Genomic DNA, 23,885 nt, shown 5'->3' with positions numbered 1-23,885 from the left:
GATACATATACTTTGACAATAACATGTATTAGTACATGTATCATCGAGGCATGGAAGATCCTCAGGTGGCCGCCGTCGAGCGGGCGATGGTGGCGATCCGGCGCAGCCAGAGCCGCCGCGCCCTCCAGCGCCTCACGGGTGACGTCGAGTTCGACCCCGCGCTCTTCGGGGTGATCGACGCTGTGGAGGAAGGGCCGGAGGCCGCGACGGTGACCTCCGTCGCCGACCGGATGGGCGTCGACCAGCCCCGCGCCAGCCGCCTGGTGGCCAGGGCCGTCGAGGCGGGGCTGCTTCGCAGGGTGGCCGACCAGGCTGACGGCCGCCGTAGCACGCTGGAGCTCACCGAACTGGGCGCCGGGCACGCCGAGCGGGTCCACCGCTTCCGCCGTGAGGTCTTCGACGCGGCGATGCGCGGCTGGTCCGAGCACGAAAGGCGGGAGTTCGCCCGCCTGCTCACGGCCTTCGTCGCGGAACTGGGCCGACGCCACCAGGAAGGCCAACGGTCCCGCGTCCCGGTTGAACATCCCGTTCCGCCGGGATGCCCCGGCGAGCTGCTCAAATCGGGGCCCGATTCAAGCAGCCTCGATCACGTGGAGCCGGTGACGGAGACGAACCCGGAACCGGGACGGTAGTCGGGGGACTGGTGCCTGAAATAGGTGTTGTAGACCTGGCAGTAGTGACCACCGCGAGCCAGCAGCGTGCTGTGGTCGCCCTCCTCGACGATCCGGCCGTGATCCAGCACGATGATGCGATCGACGTGCTCGATCGTGGACAACCGGTGTGCGATGACGATGGAAGTGCGGTCGGCCAGCACCCGGTCCAGGCCCTCCTGGATCTGGGCCTCGGTCAGCGGATCGACACTGGCGGTGGCCTCGTCCAGGACCACGATCGCCGGATCCTGGATGAGCAGGCGGGCCAGCGCGACGAGCTGGCGCTGGCCCATGGACAGGGCGCGGCCGTGTTCGCCGACGTCGGTCCGCAGGCCGTCGGGCAGGGCGTCGATCCAGTCGCCGCCGCCGACAGCCGCGGCGGAGGCGAGCACCTCCTCGTCGCTCGCCTCCGGCCTCGGGTATCTGATGTTGTCGGCGACAGTGCCGCTGAACAGGAACGGAACCTGTGGAACCGCGCCGATCTGCCGCCGGTACCCGGCCAGATCCAGCGTGCGGATGTCACGATCGTCGATGCTCAACCGGCCGTCCTGGAACTCGTAGAACCGGGTGATCAGCTTGCTGAGCGTCGACTTGCCCGCACCGGTGTGACCGACCAGCGCGACGCTCTCGCCCGCCTCGATGGTGAGGTTGAAATCCCGCAGGACGGTGCTGTCGGCTTCGTAACCGAACCGGACGTCGCGGAACTCGATGCGGCCCGCCAGCCTGCCGACCGGCTGAGGGTCGGTCTGCACGACCCGGGGTGGCGCGTCGATCAGGGCGAAGACCCGCTCTGACGCGGACAGGCCCTGCTGGAACTGGGACCAGAACGCGGCGATGGAGGTCAGCGGGAACCAGAAGAGCGCGACCCCCTGGAGGAAGAGGTACCAGTCGCCGGCGGTCAGACCGCCGCCGAGCACCGTGGTACCGCCCAGTTGGACGAGCGCGACCGTGGCCAGCCCGGCGACGAGAAAGAGCACCGGGAAGATGCCGGAGAAGACGAAACCCTGCTTGAGCGTCACCTGGTAGCTCTGCTCGTTGATGGGCCGGAACTCGTCGTAGACTCGCTGCTCCTGGCGGAAGTTCTTGGCGACGGTGATTCCGCCCATGGTCTCCTGCAGGGTGGCGTTCACCCGGCTCAGCGAGCGTTGCGCCCTGCGGGTGCTGCTGCGGGCGACCCGCCGGAACAGCAGCGCGATGCCCACCACGACCGGCGCCACGAGAAGGGTCAGCAGGGCGAGCTCGACGCTGCGCAGGAAGAGCAGGATCGTGACGAAGCCCACCATCAACACCTGGCTGATCAGGTCCATCGTCAGGGTGGAGACGGTCGCGAAGTCATCGGTGTCGGAGGTGACCCGGCTGACGATCTTGCCCGACGGGTTCTCGTCGTAGAACGACAGGTCACGCTTGAGCACGGCGTCGAACGCGTCCTCGCGGAGACGCAGGACGACGTCTCCGGTGACCTTCGCGCTGTACCACTGGCGGACGAAGTTGAACAGCCAGCCGAGCACCCCGGCGAGCAGCAGGCCGACGATGAGCTGCCGGCCCACATCGGCGATCGTGTCGTTCTCGATCCCGTCCACGCCCCAGCTGACCAGCAACGGCATGGCCGCCTGGGTCAGTGAGAAAAGCACGATCATGATTGCGACCAGGACCATCGCGCCCAGCTTCGGCCGGAAGTAGGACAGGATCCGGCGGAGTAGATCACGATCGTTGTAGGTGCGGTCGTAGTCCTCGGCGTCGAGGCCGTCCATGATGAAGCCCATCAGCCCTGCCCTCCCTGCTCGCCCGCGAGGACCACGCCCGGGTCGGTGGTGCCTGTCAGGTCGATCTCGTCGTAGTGGGCGAAGATCCGCCGGTAGAGGCGACTGCGGGCGAGCAGTTCGTCGTGTGTGCCGTAGTCGACCAGCTCGCCTCGGCGGAGCAGCAGAACCTTGTCGGCCCAGCGGATCTGGGATAGCCGGTGGGTGATCAGGAGCGTGGTGCGCCCGTTGAGAACGCGGTCGACGGCCTGCTGGATCCTGTCCTCGGTGGCGGAGTCGATCGCACTCGTCGAGTCGTCGAGCACGAGGATCGCCGGATCCGTCAGCAGCGCCCGTGCGATGGCCAGGCGTTGGCGCTGGCCGCCGGAGAGGGTGATGCCGCGCTCACCGATGACCGTGTCGTAGCCGTCGTCGAGTTCGCCGATGAACTCGGCGGCCTGGGCCTCCTCCGCCGCCTTCACGACGGCGCTCCGCTCCACCTGCTGGCCCAGCCCGAAGGCGATGTTCTCGGCCACCGACCTGGAGAACAGCACGATGTCCTGCTCGATGGTGGAGATCTGGGAGCGCAGCGAGTCGAGGTCCCACTCGCGCACGTCCACGCCGTCCACCAGGATCCGGCCGGCGGTGACGTCGTAGATCCGGGGGACCAGCTTCGTCAGGGTGCTCTTGCCCGAGCCGGTCTCGCCGACGATCGCCACGGTCTCGCCCGGCTGCACGGTGAACGTCACCCCGCGCAACACCGGATCGTCCTCCCCGTAGCCGAACGTCACGTTCTCGAAGTGGATCGCCCCGCTGATCGGTGCGGCGTGGCCGGCGGCGCGCCGCCCGAATTCGGTCTCGGTGTTCATGATGCTCAGGATCCGGCGGGCGGACACGATGCCGAGTTGGACCAGTGAGAAGGTGAAGATCGACATGTTGGTCGGGAAGCCGATCATGTTCATCAGGCTCATGAAGGCGACCAGCTCACCGATCGTGATGGCGCCCGCGGCCTGGAGGTAGAGGCCGTGCCAGAGCGCCCCGGCCATCGCGAAGGCGAAGAGCAGGGTCGGCAGGTAACGGGCCTGGACCAGGCCGTTGTGGACGAAGGAGTCGCGATAACGTCGCGCGCGCGCCCGGAACCGTCGCCGCTCCTGGTCCTCCTGCGCGGACACCTTGATGACCTCGATGCCGCGGACCGCCTCGTTCAGCCCGGCGTTGAGGTCGCCGAACTGCTCGCGCATGCGGGTTGCCACCGGGTTGAGCTGCCCCATGTAGTGCCGGAGTGCGAGAACGAAGACGATCGCGAAGACGCCGGGCACCAGCAGCAGCCGCGGGTCGATCGCGGCGATGAAGACCAGGGGCACGAGGCCGGTCAAGCTGGAGTCGACGATCAGGTCGATGCCCGGGGAGATCATGATGGAGAGCTGCCGGATGTCGTTGGCCGCCCGCGCCATCAGGTCGCCGACCCGCTGTCTGTTGTGGAAGGTCTGGCTCTTGCCGAGCAGGCTGACGTAGAGCTCGTCCCTGGTGTCCCGCTCCAGCCGCTTGGCCAGAACCTCGCCGGCCAGGCGTGCGATGAGGTCGAAGGCGCCGCGGGCCAGCACGATCGCCAGCAGCCCCAGCGAGATCAGGCCCAGTTCCCGCGCCCCGCCGCCGTTCTCGCCCAGCACGGTGTCGAAGGCCGCGCCGGTGAGCCCGGGGACCGTGGCGTTGAGCACGACCATGATCAGCGATGCGCCGAGGAATCCGGTCAGCTGGAGCGGATGGCGGCGAACATGGGACCAGAACCAGCGCACCGGACCTCGCCTGTCATGCGGGCGACCGGAGACGGAGAACTCCGAACTGCTGGTGGTCACAGGTTCGCTCCCAAGCAGGTCGAGGGTGAAAGTCGAACTTGCTTTCTATCACCGGGCGCCGACACTTTCCCACGCATTTTCTCGGCCCCGCCCTGCCCGTCAGGGGCGGACACGCGGGCCGGCCCGAATATCGGGATGCCGTCAGGTGAAATCGGCGGGTACCCCGCGCGAGGACCTTTGGAGGGGAATTGTCGTGGGGCACGGTGAGGTTGGCCGGAGAAGGGGCTTCTGGCGGGCCGCTTGACGGCGGAGGAGTTCGCGACGGCAGTACGCGTCATCGACGATCGCGGGGTGGCGGTTCACCCGATCAGTGCCGACCATCTGGAGCGGGCTGCCGGTCTGGCCGTACGGCGACACTTGCTCGCGCGGGCCGCAGCAGTCCAGGAGAGAGGGCGGGTGTGGGCCGGCAGGGGTGTCTGCTCAGACGTCGGTCGCGGGTCCGTGATCTGCCGGTTTTTCATCCCGTCAAATGTCAGTTACTCCTCATCGGTCTGTCGGTTTTAAGCACCGTCAAATGTCGGTTGGGCTTATTCTGGGCTCGACCGCCGCAGAGGGGAGCCGCAGTGTCCGAGCTGGTCTCACGTCGGGTAACCGGTCACGCCGAGGAGTTCCTCGACGCCTTCAGAGTGGTGATCGTCAACGGGCCGAGGCAGTCGGGCAAGACCACTCTGTCTCCTTGGGGTGCACCACGATGGGCACGCTGGACCGGACGACACCCGGCCCTTTGATGGCCTGACCGTCGTGCACCTTCCACGTTTCGATCTGGTAGGTACCGGGCGGGACGTCGGCCCACTTGTGGTACTGCCAGGCATCGCAGGCGAACTGCACGGCCTCCTGGCTGGGCCGTACCGCCACCCAGTAAGCAGTCGTCCCCCGAGGACAACTCTTGTACGACCAGAACTCGACATCCCCCTTGCTCGTCTGTGTCCACCACCGAGAAAAGATCCGAAACGCCATCCGATCGATCCGAACCGGGAACCCGTACCCCTCGACCACCTGCGGCGCCCCGGAAACCGGCACGGCCATCAGCACGGCCGCGGGTCTTGTCCCACTGGGAGTGGGGGTGCTCACCGGCGCGCCCGCCAGAGCCACAGGCACGTTTTCGCCCTCGTTCCGCGAGGAGAGGACCAACGGGGGCACGAGGAGTAGCGCGGAGATCGCGATGGCGGCGGGTACCACGTAGAGGGGCGTCTTCCACCACGGACGGGCAGCGTTGGACGGGTGGGTGACCGAGGCCGGGAGGGCAGGACCGGGAGGAGCAGCCTTCTCGCGCAGCGGTGCGGAGCCGTCCGGAAAGGGACCGCACGAGAGCAATTCCCGGAGGCCGAGGCGGTCACGGACATCGGCGGTCGACAGGCCGGGGTTGTCGTGGAGGAACCGGGACAGCAGGGCAGCGGCCGTGGGACGGGCGGCAGGGTCCTTGGCGAGGCAGTCGCGAAGGAGCGGCAACAGGCCGGAGGGGACGCCCGTCAGGTCGGGTTCGGTGGTCAGGATGGCGTACATGAGCGCCGGCATGGCCTCGCCGGGGAACGCCCGCCGTCCCGTCGCCGCGAAGATCATAGTGAGGGCCCAGCTGAACAGGTCGGTGGCCGGGGTCGGCTCGTGTTGCTCGAACTGTTCGGGGGACATGTATGCCGGGGTGCCCATGGCGTTGTGGGTGAGGAGGTGGTCGGCGGCTCTGGCGATCCCGAAGTCGATCACGACGGGACCTTCGGGACCCATGATGATGTTGGACGGCTTGAAGTCGCGATGGATGACGCCGGCGCGGTGGATGGCCACGAGAGCCGCCAGCGTGGCGACGGCCAGGCGGTCGAGGCCACTACCGGTGCGCGGGCCGTCGGTCCTGACAAGCGAGTGCAAGGAGGGGCCGGGGACGTACTCGCTGACGAGGTAGGGCCGGCCGCCGTTCACGCCGGTGTGCAGCACTCTGGCGGTGCAGAACGGTGCCACCCGGCGGGCGGCGGCGGCTTCGCGTTCGAAGCGCCGCAGCGCATCGGGATCGCGGGCTATCGAGTCGAGCAGCACCTTGATGGCCACCCGCTCGCCATCCGGTCCCACGCCCAGGTGGACGGTGGCCTGGCCGCCGGAGCCGAGCGTGCCGGCCACCACGTACTCGCCGTAGTTCTCAATCACTGTCACTGTCACTGCCCCTGTCCCTGTCCCTGTCCTTAGCCGCGCGGCGACGGGGAGGGCGGGGTCCGTGGCCTCGCCGGCTGAGCGCCGCACATCAGCACGCCAAGATGATCAAGATGAGCGGTGCGGCGGCAGATTCGCCGCCGCGGGAAGTGCTCCTTCGCCCTGCTCGGGTGGCTCAGCGCGGGCAGTGGATCGCGCTGTTCTCCTCCCCGACGAACTGCCAGTTGCGTGAGTCGGTGAACACCACGCGCCCCCAGGCCCGGACGCACTGGCTCCCGGCGACGAGGGTGGCGCCGTTGGTCCGGTAGAAGCCCCGCGTCACGTGGCTCTCGGTGTTCGCGCGGTAGTGGTAGCCGCCGCCGTCGAGGTGGTCCTGGTAGCCACGGCACTCGGCGACGGTGCGCCCGCAGACCCAGATCGAGACCGCCATGAACTTGGAATACCGCTCGGCCGCGAGGCTGGTGTTGGTGAAGGCGCACACTCGGCTGCCGTTGCGATAGATGTGCAGGAACGCGCCCTTCATCGCGGCGCTCCCGCTCCTGGCCGTGATCTGGATGCGGCCGATGCGCTCGCCGCTGCAAGGGAGGCCCTGGGACGTGGCCTGGGCGGCCGGGGCCTGGACGACGGACCCGGCCAGGGCGAGCCCCGCGGCGAGAGCCGCCGTCGAAGCCAGGCGTGCAAGAGCGAAAATCGTGGACATGGGGGTCTCCTATGGAGATCGGATGAGATGATGACGATCACGGATGTCGATCGTCCTGGACCGATGCTGCCCTGGGCGTCACGACCGCGATACCCCTTGCAAGCTGCGGAAACAAGGCAGCAACAACCGCAACAAAGCGGAGGATCCCATGGCGCGAGGTGGACGCAAGGATCGCCCCATCGACCGGGAGCAGGGCCCGGTCGCGGAGTTCGTGGACGACCTGCGCCGGCTACGCGGCACGCTGACTCTGGAGGAGCTGGGGCGCCGGATGCGGTACCACCCCAGCACGCTCTCGCGGCGGCTCATGCCGAGGGAGTTGCCCCCACGGGAGTTCGTGGACTCCTACGTGCGGGCCTGCGGGCACGAGCCGGAGCCGTGGCTCGAACGCTGGCAGGAGCTCAGCGGGCAGCCCGCCGGGGAGCAGTTGGAGGAGCCCGCAGGGGCACCGCCGGCGGTGGCCGCCCCCTGGTGGAGAAGGCCCCGTTACCTGGCTCCGGCCGCCATGATCGTCGTGCTGCTGCTCGCTTTCTCGCTGTTCTCGCCGTTCGGAGGCGGGACGGGTGGCCCAGCGGCCGTGCTGATGGCCGTGCCGGTTTCCGGGGCGCCGCAGGTGGTCGAGGGGTACGGGTTCCCGGTTCGGATCGATCGGATGGCGTTTCGGATCTTTTCTCGGTGGTGGACACAGACGAGCAAGGGGGATGTCGAGTTCTGGTCGTACAAGAGTTGTCCTCGGGGGACGACTGCTTACTGGGTGGCGGTACGGCCCAGCCAGGAGGCCGTGCAGTTCGCCTGCGATGCCTGGCAGTACCACAAGTGGGCCGACGTCCCGCCCGGTACCTACCAGATCGAAACGTGGAAGGTGCACGACGGTCAGGCCATCAAAGGGCCGGGTGTCGTCCGGTCCAGCGTGCCCATCGTGGTGCACCCCAAGGAGACGCCGAGCCCCACTCCCAGCGCGACGTGACAGGACCGGCTATTAGTGAGGTGATTTATTTCAGGTAGCCGCGTTCGAAATGGGGGAGAACGAGTGCGGCTTTGACGATGTCGCCGATTCTGCTGGGGTCGGCGGTGATGCGCTGGAGGGTGCGCCGGCGTTGGGTGAGCAGGGCGAAGCCTCGTTCTCCCAGGCAGTGCAGGGCGCGCAGGAGCGCGTTGCGGGTGCGGGTGTCGAGGTAGCGGTAGGCGGTGGCGCGGGAGACGCCGTGGGCGCGGCCGAGGGAGGCCCGGTCGGTGCGGTCGCGAAACCGGCGCAGTCCCATCACCGCCTGCTCAAAACAGGTCGGCGCCCGAGAACCCGAGCGGGTGCCCAGTCGGCGGCGCTCGGCCGGCAGCAGCGGGGAGAGGTGGCAAACCCGAGCCCTCGACCGTCAGGCCACGCCCGGACACTTCCCCCTCAACATCGAAGAGCCGGTTAACCCGCTTTCCCCTGATCCGCTGTGCGTTTCAATTCCACGTTCGTGACCGCCTGCCCGGGCCCGTTTCCGATCAGCTGACAGATGTCGTGGGCCTGCTCGTAGGCGACGACGAGTTTACGAACAGAAAGATCGGCTACTCACGCAACTCCACCGCCCTGTTCTGCTGGGCGCACGAAAGCCCGAGGCTAGGGGATGGAGAGACTGGACAGGGCGCAGCGGACGCACGATGCTTGTTCAAAAAGTTTTCCCGCGGAGGTGCGATCACAGTGACCGGGTTCGGCCGCCCCCGGCCCTCCAGAGTTCATGACTCTTCTCCGCGGAGCTGGCCGACCCGATTGCGCGGGTACCGGAAGTGGGCTTTCGGAGTGATCGCCGCGGCTTTGACGGCTGCCCTCGCCGGTATCCTCACGACGGTATTCAGTCAGGGGGTGTCAACTGTGGCGCAGGGGTCACCTTTCACGTGGGTGACCGAGATAAACAAGGATCCCTGCACTGGTTCCAGTGGTTACTTCGTTGCTCCGAAACTCCCGGTAAAGCCGGTGAACGGTTTCTCTGGAATCGATGATAAAGATTATTTGGCATCGTTGGACGGCTTTGAAAGTGATGTCGCGGTAACGTTTCAGGGGAAGACCGATGCCGTCGTCGTCCTCCAGAAGGTCCAGGTCCGGGTGTCGGAACGGAAAAAACCGAACGGGGTCGCGGTCTCGACGAACGGTGGGTGCGGCGGAGTGACTCCGAGGAACTTCTCTATTGACCTGGACCGGCCGAACCCTCGGGCTTCCGCCGTCCCGGGAGATGATTTGGGAATGCCGGTTCCCGCAGTGGACTTCCCCTTCCGGATCTCGAAGTCAGAGCCGGAGGTCTTACACTTCTTCGGCACTACTCGCGAGTGCGACTGTAGTTGGCGTATCGAGATAAGCTGGACTGGTGAAGGAAAAAGTGGCACCGAAATCATCGACAATCACGGTAGGCCGTTTCGTACCGTAGGCATCAAACATCTTCCGCTCTACCAGTCGGTCTCCTCGCAAGAAGACAGCTCCACGTTCGAATGGGCAGACGCCGGGTTCCGCAATCCAGATTATCCGTAGTGGCGGTCGCCGGGCTTCTTGGCAGGGCACTCGTCCTGGCACTTCTGACTGACCAGGCAGAACGCTCTCGATTCACCTCCATTAGAGGTGTGATCGCGTGTACGTGAAGCCATATCGGCTTTGGCGAGACGCCGCACATTGATCCGCAGACCTTCGATGAAGGAACTCGCCACGGCTTCGGCCCGAAGGAGAAGCCGGGCCAATGCTTCAAGGCTGACCAAGGCGCGCGGGGAGGCGTTCACCTCCAGGAGTCGGCGCTCGACGTCGCTTACATCAGCCGCGCGTTGGGCGGTCAGGGTCAAAGGGCGGCCCAGCAGAGGGTCGGGAACGTACGCTCTGTGATGACACGGTTGGCGTTCGGCCCGGGTGGCGCCGCCAGGAGTGCCCGCCCCGGCTCGTGGCACGCAAGCCTTGATTTTCCAGGATCGACGCGAGAGCTTTCCGCGAGGCGTCGTAGACGAGTTGGTAGGCCCCTGTGGGGTCCGTCCCAACACCGCTGCGGGCGAGAGCGATGTGCCGCTTGGCCTGGGTGAGCATGGTATCGGCGTGCTCTCGGCTCGGCGGCACCCGCTCCAACTGGCCGGCAGTCAGCATCGCGTCGATCCGGTCGCGCCCTTGCCTCCATCTCACGATGTTCTCCGGTTCTGAATCAGGGGGTGGAGGGGCTTGCTCCGCAGGGACATCACGAACGGGTCGCCCTGGTCGGCATGCCACGACGTCGGCGAGATCCGGCTGATGTTCACCTCGCGGCCGAGGAGGCGTTCCGCCGCTCGTGCCGCGTCGTACAGTTCGTCCTCGTCCGGGGAGCCCACCACGAGGACGTCGATGTCACGCGGGGGCGGCCCGGTCTGGTGCGCGTGCCGGGCGGCCCAGGAGCCGTAGATGTACGCCTCGTCGATGCCCGGGATCGGCTGGAGGAGGGGCGGCAGGATGGCTGCCGGGCCGAAGGTCACCGCCAGCAGGTCGGTGAGCGGCTTGGCGACGATCGTGTCGGTGTCGGCACGGATGAGGCGGAGGTTGCCGTGCCGTCTCTCCTTGGTCAGTCCGGCGGCGGCGAACCGGTCCATCTCACGGCTCACGGTCGGCTGGGATACGCCTGTCTGCCTGGCGAGATCGGTCGTCGAGTACTCCTTTTCCGGGTGGAGGTACAGCCAGGCGAGCAGTTCGCCGACGGCATTGGACCGGAACAGGGGAAGCAGCAACGGCGGAATTTCCCTCATAGATGAATAGTACTATGCATCTATAGCATACTTGCTGACCCTGGGTAGTTAATCGACTTCGAACCGCTCCTGTTTTCGGTCGCGTCCGCAGGAGTGGTGTACAAGTCGGCCCTGGGCGTGCCGTATAAGGCCGTTGCGCGAGCCGAGGTTACACCTCATGGCTTTTACCCGTGTCTCCCGTCTCTCTCCCCGCAGTCCGAGGTTCCCGACGAACTCGTGGAGACCATGGAGCAGCTCGATCGCGACTGCGGGAGCACAAGTGGGAGCTCTACCAGGGGCCAGGGCTCATCCTGATCGAGCGCCTTACCGGAATCAAGCTCACCCCCCAGATCCTGGAGGGGGGCAGCCTACCTATCCGGAGTCATCTCCGAGCCGCCGACCACCACGTAAGCGTTCCAATTGGGGCTGCGAAAAGTCCTGGGAATGAATGCGGTGAGGGCCCACGCGGGATCCCGTCCGGCTTGGCGGCGATGTGTCTCAGGGAGAGTTCACCAGCTCACGAGCATCGGGGAGATCTGCCCGCCGTGGGCGTGACGACCGGATCGCCAGGCCGTACCGGCTGGAAACCGGGATGCTGGACCTGAAACCGGCATGTAGCCTGCGCGGGGACTTGGAAAGAGGGAAGCGCAGTGGCACATGTCGAGGTTGGCCAGCCCACCTGCAAGCCATGATCCCTTGACGGTGAACCTGGCCCCCGTTGGGGAGGGGATGCGCCCGGGCTGTCAGGTGCATGTCAGCCACGGGGCGGTGTCGCAGGTGCGGTTGGAAGTGAGGGACCTTGGCTGCTCATGAGGGGTAGCGCTCCGTCCCGCTTCGCCGGGAAGGATGTCAATCCGCCGTCTTGAGGCAACCTGGTCGGTGGGATACGCATGGAATAGGCATGCAGTCTGAGATCAGAAGTGTGATGGAGGAACCGCCACCGGAGCTCCATGCGGTGGCCGATCCGGCCGACGCCATCGTCACCGATTTGTTCATGACCCACCGTCTCGGCCTCGTCCGCTTCGCTTTTCTGCTGGTGGGGGACCAGGAAACAGCCGAGGACATCGTGCAGGACGCTTTCGCGGCGGTTCACCGCCGGTGGAGCCGATTGACCGACCACGGTCAGGTGCTGCCCTATCTGCGAACGGCCGTGCTCAACGGTTGCCGCATGGTCCACCGGCGCCGGGCGATCACCCGGCGTTTCGGTGGTGATCGGAAAGTACCGTTCTGGTCCGCGGAGGCCGAGGCTTTGCTGGGGGAGACCCGTCGCGAGGTGTTTCTGGCCGTGCGCGCTCTGCCGCGCCGTCAGCGTGAGGCGGTGGTGCTGCGCTACTACCTCGACCTGTCGGAGGGGGACATCGCCGAGGTCATGGGTGTCAGCCGTGGAACGGTGAAGTCGACCACATCTCGCGCTCTCAAGACGCTCGCTGTGAAACTGGAGGAGGAGCGATGACTTCGCAGACCGAAGATCGGCTCCGCGACGCCTTTACCGCCGGCGCCGAACTGGTGGGGGCCGAGACCCTGCGCCCCGCCGACCAGGCGGTACGGCCGAAGGTCCTTCGTGGATCTCTTCGCATGGCTCCGCTGCTGGCCGCTCTGGCCGTCGTGGTGGTGAGTGTCGCCGTCGCGGCTGGGTTGCGTGGTTCAGTTCCTGTACGGCCCGCGCTGGAAGGTTCGCCCGGCCCTCGTTTCCTGCTGACCGCCGGAAATGACGGGTTGATGGTCCGCGACGCCCACAACGGTAAGATCACCGACCGGGTTGTGATGCCTCGATCCCCGGAGGGAAGCACCCGGGGCGTGCCCGGCGGATATCTGCTCGCCGGAACCGGAGAGGGCAAAACGTTCTACGTCGCCCAGAGCGTGCGGTCCCGTCAGACGACGGTGAGCACCACGTGGTTCTACCGACTACGGATCGACGAGCGGGGGAAGGTCGCCGAATTGGCGCGCGATGTGATCCCCCCTGTGACCGGTACGACCGCGTCCTCCCTCGCTGTCACGGACGACGGCACCCGACTGGCTTACAGCGTCGACGGCAAGGTGTGCGGTAAGGACAAGACGCTGCGCTTCTGTCCCGGCGCCCGGCTCACGGTCGTCGATCTGCCCGCCGGGACGACGCGCACCTGGACGACGAACGCCGCCGGAAACCTCTGGAGCCTGTCGTGGGCGGCCGACCGCCGCACGTTGGGCTTCGTGATCATGTCGCAGGCCCAAGTCCTTGACACGACCGCCGCCGGTGACACGCTCGGAACCAGCCGGACGGTGGCTCAGGGGGTGGATGCCCCGGAGGCCGCGGCGATCAGCCCGGACGGTCGCAGGATGCTGGTCGGCCGCAGGTACCTGTCCGGCGGCCTGGGACCGTACCGCTACACGATCGAGGAGTACTCCGTCGTGGACGGTCGGAAGATCCGCACGCTGTTCAGCGCGGAATACCCCGGCAGGACCATCCCCTGGTGGAACCTGATTCGCTACGACGCCACCGGGCGCCACCTGCTCTTCAAGGGAAACCTCTACCCGCTGAGCAGGCTGGACGACGGTCAGGTGACCGTCCTCGTCCGTCCACAGCCCTCGGACCCGGGTTTCCCGGATGCCGCACCGCAGGAGATCTCGGCGGCCTGGTAACGCTGGTCCGCCCCGAGTCATGATCACAAACCGCGTGGACGCCTAGCTGCTCCGTGGTAGCGGGACCGCCTGATCTCAGGCGGTCCCGCTACCGCCGTACCGGGAAAACGAGGATGCCCGTGGGCGAAAACGACGGGTACCCTGCGCGAGGGCCTAGGGAAGGGAATTGTCGTGGGGCACGTTGAGGTTGGGCATCTGACGTACGTTCTGCCGGACGGGCGGCCGTTGCTGGACGATGTGTCCTTCCGGGTCGGCGAGGGGGTCAAGGCGGCGCTCGTCGGGCCCAACGGGGCGGGCAAGACGACGCTGATGCGGCTGATCGCGGGTGACCTGCAGGCGGTCGACGGGAGCGTCGCCAGTTCCGGCGGTCTGGGGATCATGCGGCAGTTCATCGGCAGCATCCGGGACGGCCGGTCCGTGCACGACCTGCTGGTCAGCGTCGCCCCGCAGCGGGTGCGGGAGGCGGCGGCGAACCTCGAGGCCGCCGAGCTCGTGATGATGGAGCGCGAGGACGAGAAGGCCCAGATGCGCTACGCGCAGGCCATCACCGACTACAGCGACGCCGGCGGCTACGACATCGAGGTGCTCTGGGACACCTGCACGATGGCCGCCCTCGGCATGCCGTACGACGACTGCAAGTACCGCGAGGTCAACACGTTGTCGGGCGGTGAGCAGAAGCGGCTGGTGCTTGAGGCGCTGCTGCGCGGCCCCGACCAGACGCTGCTGCTCGACGAGCCGGACAACTACCTCGACGTGCCGGGCAAGCTCTGGCTGGAGCGGGCGCTCCGCGAGACCCCCAAGACGGTGGTGCTGGTCAGCCACGACCGCCAGCTGCTGGCCAACGCGGCCGACCGGATCATCACCGTCGAGTCCGGCAACATCTGGGTCCACGGCGGCGGCTTCCGCTCGTACGCCGAGGCGCGCAGGGAGCGCAACGAGCGTCTCGACGAGCTGAAGAAGCGCTGGGACGAGGAGCACGCCAAGATCAAGCGGCTGGTCCTGATGCTCAAGCAGAAGGCCAAGTACATGGACACCATGGCCGCCGCCTACCACTCGGCCCAGACCCGGCTGCGCAGGTTCGAGGAGGCCGGGCCGCCGGAGGCGGCGCCCAAGGAGCAGTTCATCAGCATGCGGCTCAAGGGCGGCCGGACCGCCAAGCGGGCGGTGATCTGCGAGCGGCTTGAGCTCACCGGCCTGATGAAGCCGTTCGACCTGGAGATCTGGTACGGCGAGCGGGTCGCGGTGCTGGGTTCCAACGGCTCGGGCAAGTCGCACTTCCTGCGCCTGATCGCCGGGGAGGAGGTCAGGCACACCGGGGTGGCCAGGCTCGGCGCCCGGGTCGTCCCCGGCCATTTCGCCCAGACGCACGCCCGTCCCGAGCTCATCGGCCGGACGCCCTGCGAGATCGTCATGACTGAGCACGCCCGGCTCAAGAACGAGGCGATGAAGGCGCTGTCCCGATACGAACTGGCCGGAACCATCGCCGAGCAGCGCTTCGAGACCCTCTCCGGCGGCCAGCAGGCCCGGTTGCAGATCCTGCTGCTCGAACTGTCCGGCACCACCTTGCTGCTGCTGGACGAGCCGACGGACAACCTCGACCTGGCCAGCGCCGAAGCTCTCCAGGAAGGGCTGGACGCCTTCGACGGGACCGTGGTCGCCGTCACCCACGACCGTTGGTTCGCCGATGACTTCGACCGCTATCTGGTCTTCGGTGCCGATGGAAAGGTCTACGAATCATCCGAACCGGTATGGGATGAGACCAGGGTGGTCCGCCAGAGGTAAAGACTCGGGTCGTTCCCGGCGCGTCGGAGTGGGAGGGGTACCGCCACCGGTTATCACGGCTAGGTGACGCACAGCACCCGAATCGTCGGCGCCCTCGCCCTCCTCCTCCTCATCGGAAGTGCCGGATGCACCGATGAGGTGGAGAAGAAGCGGGCCGCCGCGCTCCAGCCGATCGCGGTCAGGGAACAGGCATCGTCCATCATCAAGGGTGACGATGGGTATGTGGTGAACTGGGCAGGAGTGCTGGCCAACACCAACCCGTGGCACTTCGGCGAGCACATCGTGGCCACCGTGGTGGCCAAGAACGCCGAGGGCAAGGAGGTGGTCCGGCTGGAACAGCCGCTGGACGCGGTGCCTCCCGCCGGAACCCTGCCCTTCACGGGCCAGGTGGTGACCCAGGACAGGCCCGCCAACGTGAGCATCGCGTACCGCCCGGCACGCTGGCACCTGGCCGGCCGGATCGTCTCGGCCTTCCAGCCCTTCCCGGTCCGCGGCGTGCTGACCGACCGCACCGCCGACGGCAACTATCTCGTCACCGGCTACGTCGGCACCCCGTACGTGATGCCGACCCGCAGCCTGGCCGTCACCGCACTCCTGCGCGACAAGCGGGGCAAGCTGCTCGGCGGTGGGAGCACGTTCGTGGACAACCTCCAGGCGGGTGAGAACCGCCGGTTCATCCTGCAGATCAAGAGTGTCCAGAACACCCGCGACATCGCCTCCGCCGAGGTGACCGCGCGCACCTGGGGGTCGAGCAGCCGCCCCTTCGAACAGCTCGCCCTCGGCGGCGCGCTGCCCCTGCACACGGTCAAGCCGAAGATGCCCCCGTTCGCCAAGGACCGGGGCAGGCAGGCCCCGCTCGCGAGCGCCTCCCAGCCGTGATCGGGAATCCTCTCCGTGACATACCGATAAGCGCGATTAATTCGGCTAAATGGCCATTCTTCAACATTTATAATTACGGGTCGCGAGAGGTGGTTTACTGGATTCGTTGACTCCATGGAGACAGTTGGAGTCACCGTGGAGAAACGGCTGGAACTTATAGTTGCCAATCGTTTACCTTCGGTTGCATGACTGACGGTGTCCTGGTCGAAGCACTGCGCGCGAGGGAACCTTCGGCCCTTTCCGGCCTGTACGACTCGTACGCGGAAGGCGTCTACCGATACTGCCATTCAATGCTCGGCGTCTCGGCGGGTGCGGAACCGGCGTTCCTCGACACCTTCGTCGCGGCCGAGGCCCATATTCACGCGCTCGCCGACTCCCGTCGGCTGGAGGCGTGGCTGTACGCACTCGCTCGGGGGGAGTGCGTACGGCGCAATCTTGCCGGGGAGCCTGACCCGCAGGTCCCCGTCCCGGCAGGCGCCGGCGAGGCGGACCTGCGGGTGATGGCGTGGAACGCCACCCGGAGCCTGTCGCCCGAGGACCGGGAGGTCCTCGACCTGAGCTGCCGGCACGGATTCGGGCCCGTCGACCTCGCCGCGGTCCTGGGCGTCACCGCCAAGGTCGCGGCCGCGCGGTACGAATCGGCGAGGGAGCGGCTGCGCGACGCCGTCACCGCGGAGGTCCTCGTCCGCAAGGGGCCCCACGACTGCGCGAGCCGAGCCCGCATGCTGACCGGCTTCACCGGCGAGCTCACCGCGCGGACGCGCGAGCGGGTGATCCGCCACCTGACCCGGTGCGACACCTGCGCTCCGCACCGGGTCAGGCAGGTCTCCGCGGCCAAGGTCTTCGACCTGCTCCCGGTGGTCGCGCCGCCGCCGACGCTGCGCGCGCGGGTGATGGACTGCTTCACCGACCCCGCGCGGATCCCCTACCGGCACGACGTCGCCCACCGGGTCGGCCCCCTCGACGGTGCCGGGTTTCCCGCCGGTACGGCGCGCGGAGGTCGTCGTCGGCCCTACGTGATGGCCGGTACGGCCGCCGCGGCCGCCGTGTCGGTGGCGCTCGCTCTGCTCCTCACCCAGACCACCCTTCTGTCCGAAGACGCGAGCTCCGGTGTCGCCTCGGAGGTGTTCCCGGCGTCGGCGGAGCCTCCGGCCGCCCAGCCGCCGGAGGAGCACCAGAGGCCGGCGGAGCACCGCGGGCCCGAGGAGCCCGGCCGGTCAGGGGAGCGCCGACGGGTGGACGCGCCGCAGGCACCGGCGCCCGTCCGCGCGGAAACGGCCGTCGGGCGGACCGGCTCGCCCGGAGTGACGGAGCCGGTCGGCGTCACCGGGCCCGGCCCCGGGATCGACCGGCGGGTGCCGGTGCCGGGCCCGACCGGCCACCCGGCGGAGACCCCGCCCCCACCACCGGGCAACGGGTCGTCGGGTGGCGGGCCGGTGCTGCCGGGGGCTCCCCGGGCCGGTGCACCGGACAGCCGCCTCCCGCACCGTGACCACCACGGACACCGGTCCTTCCGCCCCTGCCGCGACACACGGCGATCGACGGACCCGGGCGGCCCGCAGGCGGGCCCGGCGCCTTGGCGGGGCAGCCCGAGGCCCCCGCGAGGAGAGCACAGGCCATCCCGGGTGACCCCCCGGCCCCCGCAGGGTGCCCCGAGACCCCCGCAGGCGGACCCCCGGCCGCCGCGGGCGAATCCTCGGCCGCCCTATGCCGGCCCCATGCCGCCGATCGCCGATCCGCAGGCTCCGTCCGTCGGCCCTGGGCCGTCGCGGGGAGACCTGGGACCTCCGCGTTCCGGGCCGCGGGGAGACCTCGACCATCCGAGGGCCGCTCAGCGGCGGTCCCCGGACGCCTCCCGGCCGGCATTCACCGGATCGAATCCCGCTCCACCCCCGCCGCCCGGCTCTCCCGCGTTCTCCGAGCCTTCCACCTCACCGGAAGGGCCGGTCACGCCCCTCGCCGAGCGGCGGCCTCCGGGCGGCAGGACGCCGCTCGGCTGAGCGTCGAGACGCTTTCGGCATCCCTTCGGCGGTACGGGCCGAGCCCCTCACGAGCGGCGGTATTGTGGCGGGCGATGACTACGTGGCGTGAGTGTCATGTGTGCGTAGAGTGACGAATGGGAATGTTGAGGTAGGCCGCCTGGCACGCGGCGACGCGCCGCGTTCTGCGGTGAGACCGCGGCAAGCGGTGTTTCAGGGGGACTCCGGGGGGAGACGCATGCATTCAGTCAGACGGCGCCGCCATGCCGCCGCGGTGGCGGGCCTGGCCTGCTGCCTGATCGCCGGGCAGGGGCTCCCCGCCGGCGCCGTGCCCGGCCGGTCGGGACCGGCGGACGACGCCGTGCCCGGCGGCGTGACGGGCCCGTCGGCCGACGAGGTCGCCGAGGCACGGGCCATGGCCCGCGAGCGTGGTGAGAGGCTCGGCGAGACCACGGTCCTGGTCGCCGAGGCACGGGCCAGGCTGGAGGAGCTCGTCGCCGACGCGGAGAGGCTCGTCGAGTCGTACAACGGGGAGCTCGTCAAGACGGCTCGTGCCAAGGAGCTCTCCGCCCAGGCGGCCGAGCGGGCGAAGACCGCCGGCTCCCAGGTCGCCAAGGCCCGCGAGGCGGTGGCCGCGATCACCGCCCAGAGCTACGGCGGGCTGGACATCGCCCAGCCCATGATGGCCATGATGACCGGCAACGGCGGCCCCACCGACGACGGCTACCTGCGCAGGGCCAGCATTCTGGCCCACATGGGTGGGGGGCAGGCCGAGACGCTGAAGCAACTGCGGGAGTCCCAGGAGGTCTTCGCCATCCTCCAGGCCCAGGCGGAGGACGCGTACGCCGAGCAGCGGGAGGCGCAGGCGGAGGCCGAGGAGGCGAAGCAGGCCGCGGAGGAGGCCGTCGCCAGACAGGTCGACGAGACCCGGCGGATCGAGGAGGAGCAGGCGCGGCTGGAGAGGCTGGCCGACGAGGCACGGAGTACGGCCGAGAAGCTCGCCAGGGAACGCGAGGTGGCCCTGGAGCAGGCCAGGATCGCCAGGGAGAACGCCGAGCGTGCCCGATACCAGGCGGCCGCGATGCGCCGCGAGGCGGCTCGGATGGGAGTGGCCTCGGGGGAGCCCGTGTCGCGCTGGGCGCTCAACGTGACCGCCGAGTCGGCCAGGGGCGACATCGCCGCCGACTGGGCGCTCACCCAGCTCGACAAGCCGTACGTGTGGGCGGCCGACGGGCCGGCCGCCTACGACTGCTCGGGGCTGACCATGCGGGCCTGGGAGCGGGTCGGGATCGTCATGGACCACTGGACCGGCACCCAGTGGACCTCGGGCCCGCACGTGCGGCTCAGCGAGCTCCGCCGGGGCGACCTGCTCTTCTACGGGCAGGTCACGGGGAATCCCGGAGACATCCACCATGTGGGGATCTACGTCGGCCGGGGGCTGATGGTGCACGCCCCGCAGACGGGGGACGTGGTCCGGGTCGCGCCGATGTGGCGCAGCGACCTCATCGGCGCGACCCGCCCCGCGTGAGACCTGTCCGGTGTGACGGCTCAGCAGCGGTTCAGCGGCACTGAGCCGTCACCCGTGGCGGCTCAGTGCGTGCTGGAGGCCTCGTCCTGGGCGCGCTTGATGGAACGGACGATCTCCTCCTCGGCCTCCACCCTGCCGACCCAGTTGGCGCCCTCGACCGACTTGCCGGGCTCCAGGTCCTTGTAGACCTCGAAGAAGTGCTGGATCTCCAGGCGGTCGAACTCCGGCACGTGGTGGATGTCGCGGATGTGCTCCATCCGGGGGTCGGTGGCGGGGACGCAGAGGACCTTGTCGTCGCCGCCCTTCTCGTCGGTCATGCGGAACATGCCGACCGCACGGCACTTGATCAGGCAGCCGGGGAAGGTCGGCTCCTGGAGCAGCACCAGGGCGTCGAGGGGATCACCGTCCTCGCCCAGCGTGTTTTCGATGAAGCCGTAGTCGGCGGGGTACTGCGTGGAGGTGAAGAGCATGCGGTCGAGCCTGATGCGGCCTGACTCGTGGTCCACCTCGTACTTGTTCCGTTGCCCCTTGGGAATCTCAACGAGAACGTCGAACTCCACCGCGTTTCCTCCACTCAGACCCCCGGGCACCCCCGGTTGGGCGTTAATGTCTCGTAGGCGTTTTATGCCTTTTGGCTACTGATGATGAGAGGTCGGCGACGTAATGCGGCGTGAGCGGTGGGTGGCTTTGGTCACTCTCGTCCTGCTGCAGATTTTCGTCGTCGCGGCCGGGGCACACCTGATCACCAGCGGTGTGCTGGTCAAAGGTGAGTCCGAGCGTGTCGCGCCGGCGGCGCCGCCCCCCGTCCCGGTCATCACCTCGGGTCCGGTGCTGGCCGCGGGGGGGAACGGACCTCTCCCCGCCAAGGGTACTTTGGCAGGGCGGTTGACCGAGGCGTTGGGGGACCCCGCTCTGGGAGGAAACGTCGGGGCCGCGGTTATCGACGCGGAGACGGGCACCATGCTGTTCGGCGGCCACGAGAGCAAGGGCATCACTCCCGCCTCCACCACCAAGGTCGTCACCGCTGTCGCCTCGCTGGCCTCGCTGGGGCCCGACACCAAGCTGAGCACCCGGGTGGTGCGGGGCTCCTCGCCGGGTTCGATCATCCTCGTCGGCGGCGGCGACCCCACCCTGGCGAGCCCGAGAACGGCGGCGAGCCAGGTCTATCCCCGGCCCGCCTCGCTCGCCACCCTCGCCTCGCGTACCGCCAGGGCGCTGGCGGCGGCGGGGACGTCCAAGGTGACGGTGGCCTACGACGACTCCCTCTACGTGGGGCCGCGCACCGCCGCGTCGTGGAAGCCCGGCTACGTGCCCGAGGGCAGCGTGGCCCCCGTCACCGCGCTCATGGTCGACGAGGGCAGGATCTCCAGCGGCGGCCAGAGAACCTCCGATCCCTCCCGCGCGGCGCACAGCGCGTTCGTGTCGCTGCTGTCGAAGTACGGCATCACGGTTTCCAAGTCCGCCAGGCGGTCCACGGCGCCGGCCGGTGCCCAGGAGATCGCCAGGGTCGAATCCGCGCCGGTCTACGCCCTGGTCGAGCGGGCACTCACGCTCAGCGACAACGACCTCTCCGAGGCACTGGCCAGGCACGTGGCGATCAAGGAGGGCGAGCCCGCCTCCTTCGACGGCGGTGCCCGGGCCGTCGGCAAGGTGCTGGCCAGGCTCGGCGCCGGCAAGGGCGTGCGGGTCTTCGACGGCAGCGGGTTGTCCCCCAGGAACCGCATCACCCCCGAGGCCCTGGCCCGCCTGGTCGCGGTGGCGATCTCCCCGGCCAACCCCGGCCTGAACCCGATCGCCGCCGGCATGCCGGTCGCCGGCTTCAGCGGCACCCTCGGGCACAGGTTCGGCAAGACGCGCTCCGCCTACGGGCTCGTCCGCGCCAAGACGGGCACCCTGGACGGGGTCAACACGCTGGCGGGTTTGGCCACCACGCGTGCCGGACGCCTGGTGACCTTCGCCTTCATGGCGGACGACGTCCCACCCGGCTGGGGCAAGGCGGAGGCGGCCCTCGACAGGCTCGCGGCGGCGGTGGCCGCCAGTTGATCAAGGGTTCCGGGTGCGCGGCCCGGGAAGGGAGCACGTACGGTGGACGGTATGCAGGTGATCGACTGGGATCTTGCCGTAGCGACCGGAACGCGCCTGGTGCGCCCCGGGCCGCAAGTGAGCCGAGAGGAGGCCCGGCAGGCCGTCGCTGATTTGCGGCGGCTCTCGCGCGAGGCCGAAGGGCACGTCCGAGAGTTCACCCGAATCGACACCGAGACCGCGCCGCAGCCCGCGACCGTCGTCGACAGACCCGGCTGGATCAAGGCCAACATCGACGGGTTCCGGGTGGTGCTGGAGCCGCTCACCGAGCGGATGGCCGCCCGCGCCGGCCAGACGCCGGCGATCGTGGGCGCGGTGGGCTCACGCGTCACCGGGGTCGAGGTGGGCGCGGTGCTGGCCTTCCTCGCCTCCCGTGTCCTCGGGCAGTACGAGTTGTTCCTGCCGCCGGATCCGACCGGCCAGGCGGCCACGGGGCGCCTCACCCTGGTGGCACCCAACATCGTCCACGCCGAGCACGAGCTCAACGTCAACCCGAGTGACTTCCGCCTCTGGGTCTGCCTGCACGAGGAGACCCACCGGGTGCAGTTCACCGGTGTCCACTGGCTGCGCGAGTACGTCAGGACGCAGACGACGGACTTCCTGCTGGCCTCCGACATCGACCTGCCCGCCCTGATGGAGCGGCTCCGCTCGGCCGCCGGCACGTTCACGGACGTCATCAGGGGCGGTGAGGGCAATCTGATCGACGCGATCCAGACGCCCGAGCAGAAAGTGATCCTCGACCGGCTCACCGCGGTGATGACCCTGGTCGAGGGGCACGGCGACTACGTCATGGACGCGGTCGGCCCCTCGGTGGTCCCCTCGGTCGCCGACATCCGGGCCAAGTTCCACCACCGCCGCGAGGGCGGTTCCCGATTCGACCGCACGATCCGCAAGCTGCTCGGCCTCGACCTCAAGATGAAGCAGTACGCCGAGGGGTCGGCCTTCGTCCGCACCGTCGTGGGCCAGGTGGGCATCGACGGCTTCAACAAGGTCTGGACCTCGCCCGAGACCCTTCCCACCCAGGGAGAGATCTCCAAGCCCGAGCGGTGGATCGCCAGGGTGATCGACGCCCCGGCCATCTCCGAGGCCGGCGGCACTCCAGGCTGAGGCATCCGTAGAGGACCCAGGAGGATCCGGGAGAGCCCAGGGGGACACGTGGGGGACGGCGCCGCCTCGCGCGCGGTGCCGCACCCCCGTCCGAGGCCGGACAATGGCGAGCATGGGTCCGCATCCCGCCGTCGCCGACGTCCGCCGTGCCGTACGGCACGCGCTGGGCGACCTGGAACCGGGCGAGCTGGTGCTGGCCGCGTGCAGCGGTGGCGCCGACTCCCTGGCCCTGGCCGCCGCGCTGGGTTTCACCGCGCCCAGGGCCGGGCTCCGCGCCGGTCTGCTGACCGTCGACCACGGCCTGCAGGCGGGCTCCGGGGAGCGCGCGGCCGACGTGGTACGGCTCGCGCCCGGTCTGGGGCTCGACCTCGCCGAGGCGCTCGCGGTCTCCGTCGGCACCTCGGGAGGCCCTGAGGCGGCGGCCAGAGCGGCCAGGTACGCGGCCCTGTCACAGGCCGCCGAGCGGCTCGGGGCGGCGGCCGTACTGCTCGGGCACACCAGGGACGACCAGGCGGAGACCGTGCTGCTCAGGCTGGCCAGGGGGAGCGGCACCCGGTCGCTGGCCGGGATGCCCGCGCGGACCGGTGTCTACCGGCGGCCGCTGCTGGGGCTCGGCCGCGCGACGACGGTGGCGGCCTGCGCGGCGCTCGGCCTGTCCCCGTGGGACGACCCGCACAACCTCGACGCCCGCTACGCCCGGGTCCGGGTCCGCGAGCAGCTGCTCCCCGCCCTGGAGGACGAGCTCGGCCCCGGCGTCGCCGAGGCGCTCGCCAGGACCGCCGACCTCTGCCGTGACGACGCCGACGCGCTCGACGCCTGGGCCGCCGAGGTCTACGCCCGTGTCGCGGTACGAGATTGCGCTCTTAGCGATATTGGAGTGGTGACGATGGCCGTACGGGACCTGGAACGCCTTCCCGCGGCCGTGCGCCGCAGGGTACTGCGGAGAGCGGCGATCGACGCGGGGTCACCACCTGGCACTCTCGCGGCCTCGCACGTCCTGCAGCTGGACCGTCTGATCACACAGTGGCGGGGACAGCGGCGGATAGAGGTGCCCGGGGGGGTGGGGGCGATCCGCCGGTATGACACCCTGATACTCGCCAGACAGTCAGTCAGCCCCGTTTCGTAA

19 protein-coding genes are annotated in these 23,885 nt (G+C 68.8%); 12 read left to right on the top strand and 7 right to left on the bottom strand.

The genetic code is table 11. The features are described 5' to 3' along the window. Nucleotides 1–50 precede the first annotated feature (50 nt). Nucleotides 51–632 carry a MarR family winged helix-turn-helix transcriptional regulator gene (locus ACQP0P_RS46530; protein ID WP_433369281.1) on the top strand — a complete coding sequence of 194 codons (582 nt, stop codon included), beginning with the start codon at nucleotides 51–53 and terminating at the stop codon, nucleotides 630–632. On the opposite strand, the gene ACQP0P_RS46525 is transcribed toward ACQP0P_RS46530, so the two are convergent. From ACQP0P_RS46525 to ACQP0P_RS46510, 4 genes are all read right to left on the bottom strand, one after another. After that, a complete protein-coding gene (locus ACQP0P_RS46525; protein ID WP_433369278.1) occupies nucleotides 587–2,413 on the bottom strand; it encodes an ABC transporter ATP-binding protein in 1,827 nt (608 codons plus the stop codon). The two genes, ACQP0P_RS46530 and ACQP0P_RS46525, sit on opposite strands and share 46 nt — an antisense overlap. Beyond that, a complete protein-coding gene (locus ACQP0P_RS46520) occupies nucleotides 2,413–4,245 on the bottom strand; it encodes an ABC transporter ATP-binding protein (protein WP_433369276.1) in 1,833 nt (610 codons plus the stop codon). The genes ACQP0P_RS46525 and ACQP0P_RS46520 overlap by 1 nt, the downstream gene beginning before the upstream one ends. Nucleotides 4,246–4,881: 636 nt before the next feature. Beyond that, a complete protein-coding gene (locus tag ACQP0P_RS46515) occupies nucleotides 4,882–6,384 on the bottom strand; it encodes a serine/threonine protein kinase (RefSeq protein ID WP_433369273.1) in 1,503 nt (500 codons plus the stop codon). 172 nt (nucleotides 6,385–6,556) lie between these two features. Further along, nucleotides 6,557–7,081: a hypothetical protein gene (locus ACQP0P_RS46510; RefSeq protein WP_433369270.1), complete on the bottom strand. Its 525-nt coding sequence runs from the start codon at nucleotides 7,079–7,081 to the stop codon at nucleotides 6,557–6,559. Nucleotides 7,082–7,229: 148 nt separating this feature from the next. On the opposite strand from ACQP0P_RS46510, the gene ACQP0P_RS46505 reads away from it, so the two are divergent. Then, the gene (locus ACQP0P_RS46505) at nucleotides 7,230–8,045 is read left to right on the top strand and encodes a hypothetical protein (protein ID WP_433369268.1); all 816 of its coding nucleotides are present in this window, start codon (nucleotides 7,230–7,232) and stop codon (nucleotides 8,043–8,045) included. 25 nt (nucleotides 8,046–8,070) lie between these two features. Here the strand turns inward: ACQP0P_RS46505 and ACQP0P_RS46500 are convergent, their stop codons facing one another. Continuing rightward, entirely contained in the window at nucleotides 8,071–8,340 is a 270-nt protein-coding gene (locus ACQP0P_RS46500; RefSeq protein WP_433369265.1) for a hypothetical protein, read from the bottom strand. A 620-nt stretch (nucleotides 8,341–8,960) separates the two neighbouring features. On the opposite strand from ACQP0P_RS46500, the gene ACQP0P_RS46495 reads away from it, so the two are divergent. Then, nucleotides 8,961–9,584, top strand: a complete 624-nt coding sequence (locus ACQP0P_RS46495) for a hypothetical protein (protein WP_433369263.1) — start codon at nucleotides 8,961–8,963, stop codon at nucleotides 9,582–9,584. Between the two features lie 626 nt (nucleotides 9,585–10,210). Here the strand turns inward: ACQP0P_RS46495 and ACQP0P_RS46490 are convergent. Then, nucleotides 10,211–10,804, bottom strand: coding sequence for a hypothetical protein (locus ACQP0P_RS46490; RefSeq protein ID WP_433369260.1), 594 nt, complete (start codon nucleotides 10,802–10,804; stop codon nucleotides 10,211–10,213). A 934-nt stretch (nucleotides 10,805–11,738) separates the two neighbouring features. Between ACQP0P_RS46490 and ACQP0P_RS46485 the strand changes: the two genes are divergently transcribed. The 6 genes from ACQP0P_RS46485 (at nucleotide 11,739) to ACQP0P_RS46460 (ending at nucleotide 19,570) form a co-directional block, all read left to right on the top strand. Next, complete coding sequence (locus ACQP0P_RS46485) at nucleotides 11,739–12,236, top strand: SigE family RNA polymerase sigma factor (protein WP_433369257.1); 498 nt, start codon at nucleotides 11,739–11,741, stop codon at nucleotides 12,234–12,236. Then, nucleotides 12,233–13,402 carry a hypothetical protein gene (locus ACQP0P_RS46480; RefSeq protein WP_433369254.1) on the top strand — a complete coding sequence of 390 codons (1,170 nt, stop codon included), beginning with the start codon at nucleotides 12,233–12,235 and terminating at the stop codon, nucleotides 13,400–13,402. The genes ACQP0P_RS46485 and ACQP0P_RS46480 overlap by 4 nt, the downstream gene beginning before the upstream one ends. Nucleotides 13,403–13,573: 171 nt before the next feature. Next, nucleotides 13,574–15,184 (top strand): ABC-F family ATP-binding cassette domain-containing protein, encoded by a 1,611-nt coding sequence (locus tag ACQP0P_RS46475; RefSeq protein WP_433369251.1) that lies wholly within the window; start codon nucleotides 13,574–13,576, stop codon nucleotides 15,182–15,184. 63 nt (nucleotides 15,185–15,247) lie between these two features. Continuing rightward, complete coding sequence (locus ACQP0P_RS46470) at nucleotides 15,248–16,063, top strand: hypothetical protein (RefSeq protein ID WP_433369248.1); 816 nt, start codon at nucleotides 15,248–15,250, stop codon at nucleotides 16,061–16,063. Between the two features lie 185 nt (nucleotides 16,064–16,248). Continuing rightward, nucleotides 16,249–18,063, top strand: a complete 1,815-nt coding sequence (locus ACQP0P_RS46465) for a hypothetical protein (RefSeq protein WP_433369246.1) — start codon at nucleotides 16,249–16,251, stop codon at nucleotides 18,061–18,063. 217 nt (nucleotides 18,064–18,280) lie between these two features. Next, a complete protein-coding gene (locus ACQP0P_RS46460; RefSeq protein ID WP_433369243.1) occupies nucleotides 18,281–19,570 on the top strand; it encodes an NlpC/P60 family protein in 1,290 nt (429 codons plus the stop codon). A gap of 62 nt (nucleotides 19,571–19,632) precedes the next feature. Here ACQP0P_RS46460 and ACQP0P_RS46455 read toward each other — a convergent pair whose 3' ends face one another. Continuing rightward, complete coding sequence (locus ACQP0P_RS46455) at nucleotides 19,633–20,130, bottom strand: inorganic diphosphatase (RefSeq protein WP_433369240.1); 498 nt, start codon at nucleotides 20,128–20,130, stop codon at nucleotides 19,633–19,635. Nucleotides 20,131–20,251: 121 nt separating this feature from the next. Here ACQP0P_RS46455 and dacB point away from each other — a divergent pair, with 121 nt between their 5' ends. From dacB to tilS, 3 genes are all read left to right on the top strand, one after another. Then, on the top strand, nucleotides 20,252–21,613 hold the full coding sequence (gene dacB / locus ACQP0P_RS46450) for a D-alanyl-D-alanine carboxypeptidase/D-alanyl-D-alanine endopeptidase (RefSeq protein WP_433369237.1): 1,362 nt from the start codon (nucleotides 20,252–20,254) through the stop codon (nucleotides 21,611–21,613). Nucleotides 21,614–21,664: 51 nt separating this feature from the next. Beyond that, on the top strand, nucleotides 21,665–22,759 hold the full coding sequence (locus ACQP0P_RS46445; RefSeq protein WP_433382448.1) for a zinc-dependent metalloprotease: 1,095 nt from the start codon (nucleotides 21,665–21,667) through the stop codon (nucleotides 22,757–22,759). 112 nt (nucleotides 22,760–22,871) lie between these two features. After that, nucleotides 22,872–23,885, top strand: coding sequence for a tRNA lysidine(34) synthetase TilS (gene tilS, locus ACQP0P_RS46440; protein WP_433369234.1), 1,014 nt, complete (start codon nucleotides 22,872–22,874; stop codon nucleotides 23,883–23,885).

Source organism: Streptosporangium sp. CA-115845, assembly GCF_050943795.1.
In the GTDB taxonomy this organism is placed as follows: domain Bacteria; phylum Actinomycetota; class Actinomycetes; order Streptosporangiales; family Streptosporangiaceae; genus Streptosporangium.
Note: the sequence above shows the minus strand (reverse complement) of the source record. Positions and strands in the feature narration are given on the sequence as shown.

Excerpts from the sequence above, each read along its gene's own strand:
- ACQP0P_RS46530 (WP_433369281.1), top strand. The coding sequence starts at position 51 with ATGGAAGATCCTCAGGTGGCCGCCGTCGAGCGGGCGATGGTGGCGATC.
- ACQP0P_RS46525 (WP_433369278.1), bottom strand. The coding sequence starts at position 2,413 with ATGGGCTTCATCATGGACGGCCTCGACGCCGAGGACTACGACCGCACC.
- ACQP0P_RS46510 (WP_433369270.1), bottom strand. The coding sequence starts at position 7,081 with ATGTCCACGATTTTCGCTCTTGCACGCCTGGCTTCGACGGCGGCTCTC.
- ACQP0P_RS46505 (WP_433369268.1), top strand. The coding sequence starts at position 7,230 with ATGGCGCGAGGTGGACGCAAGGATCGCCCCATCGACCGGGAGCAGGGC.
- ACQP0P_RS46500 (WP_433369265.1), bottom strand. The coding sequence starts at position 8,340 with ATGGGACTGCGCCGGTTTCGCGACCGCACCGACCGGGCCTCCCTCGGC.
- ACQP0P_RS46490 (WP_433369260.1), bottom strand. The coding sequence starts at position 10,804 with ATGAGGGAAATTCCGCCGTTGCTGCTTCCCCTGTTCCGGTCCAATGCC.
- ACQP0P_RS46480 (WP_433369254.1), top strand. The coding sequence starts at position 12,233 with ATGACTTCGCAGACCGAAGATCGGCTCCGCGACGCCTTTACCGCCGGC.
- ACQP0P_RS46465 (WP_433369246.1), top strand. The coding sequence starts at position 16,249 with ATGACTGACGGTGTCCTGGTCGAAGCACTGCGCGCGAGGGAACCTTCG.
- ACQP0P_RS46460 (WP_433369243.1), top strand. The coding sequence starts at position 18,281 with ATGCATTCAGTCAGACGGCGCCGCCATGCCGCCGCGGTGGCGGGCCTG.
- ACQP0P_RS46445 (WP_433382448.1), top strand. The coding sequence starts at position 21,665 with ATGCAGGTGATCGACTGGGATCTTGCCGTAGCGACCGGAACGCGCCTG.
- tilS (WP_433369234.1), top strand. The coding sequence starts at position 22,872 with ATGGGTCCGCATCCCGCCGTCGCCGACGTCCGCCGTGCCGTACGGCAC.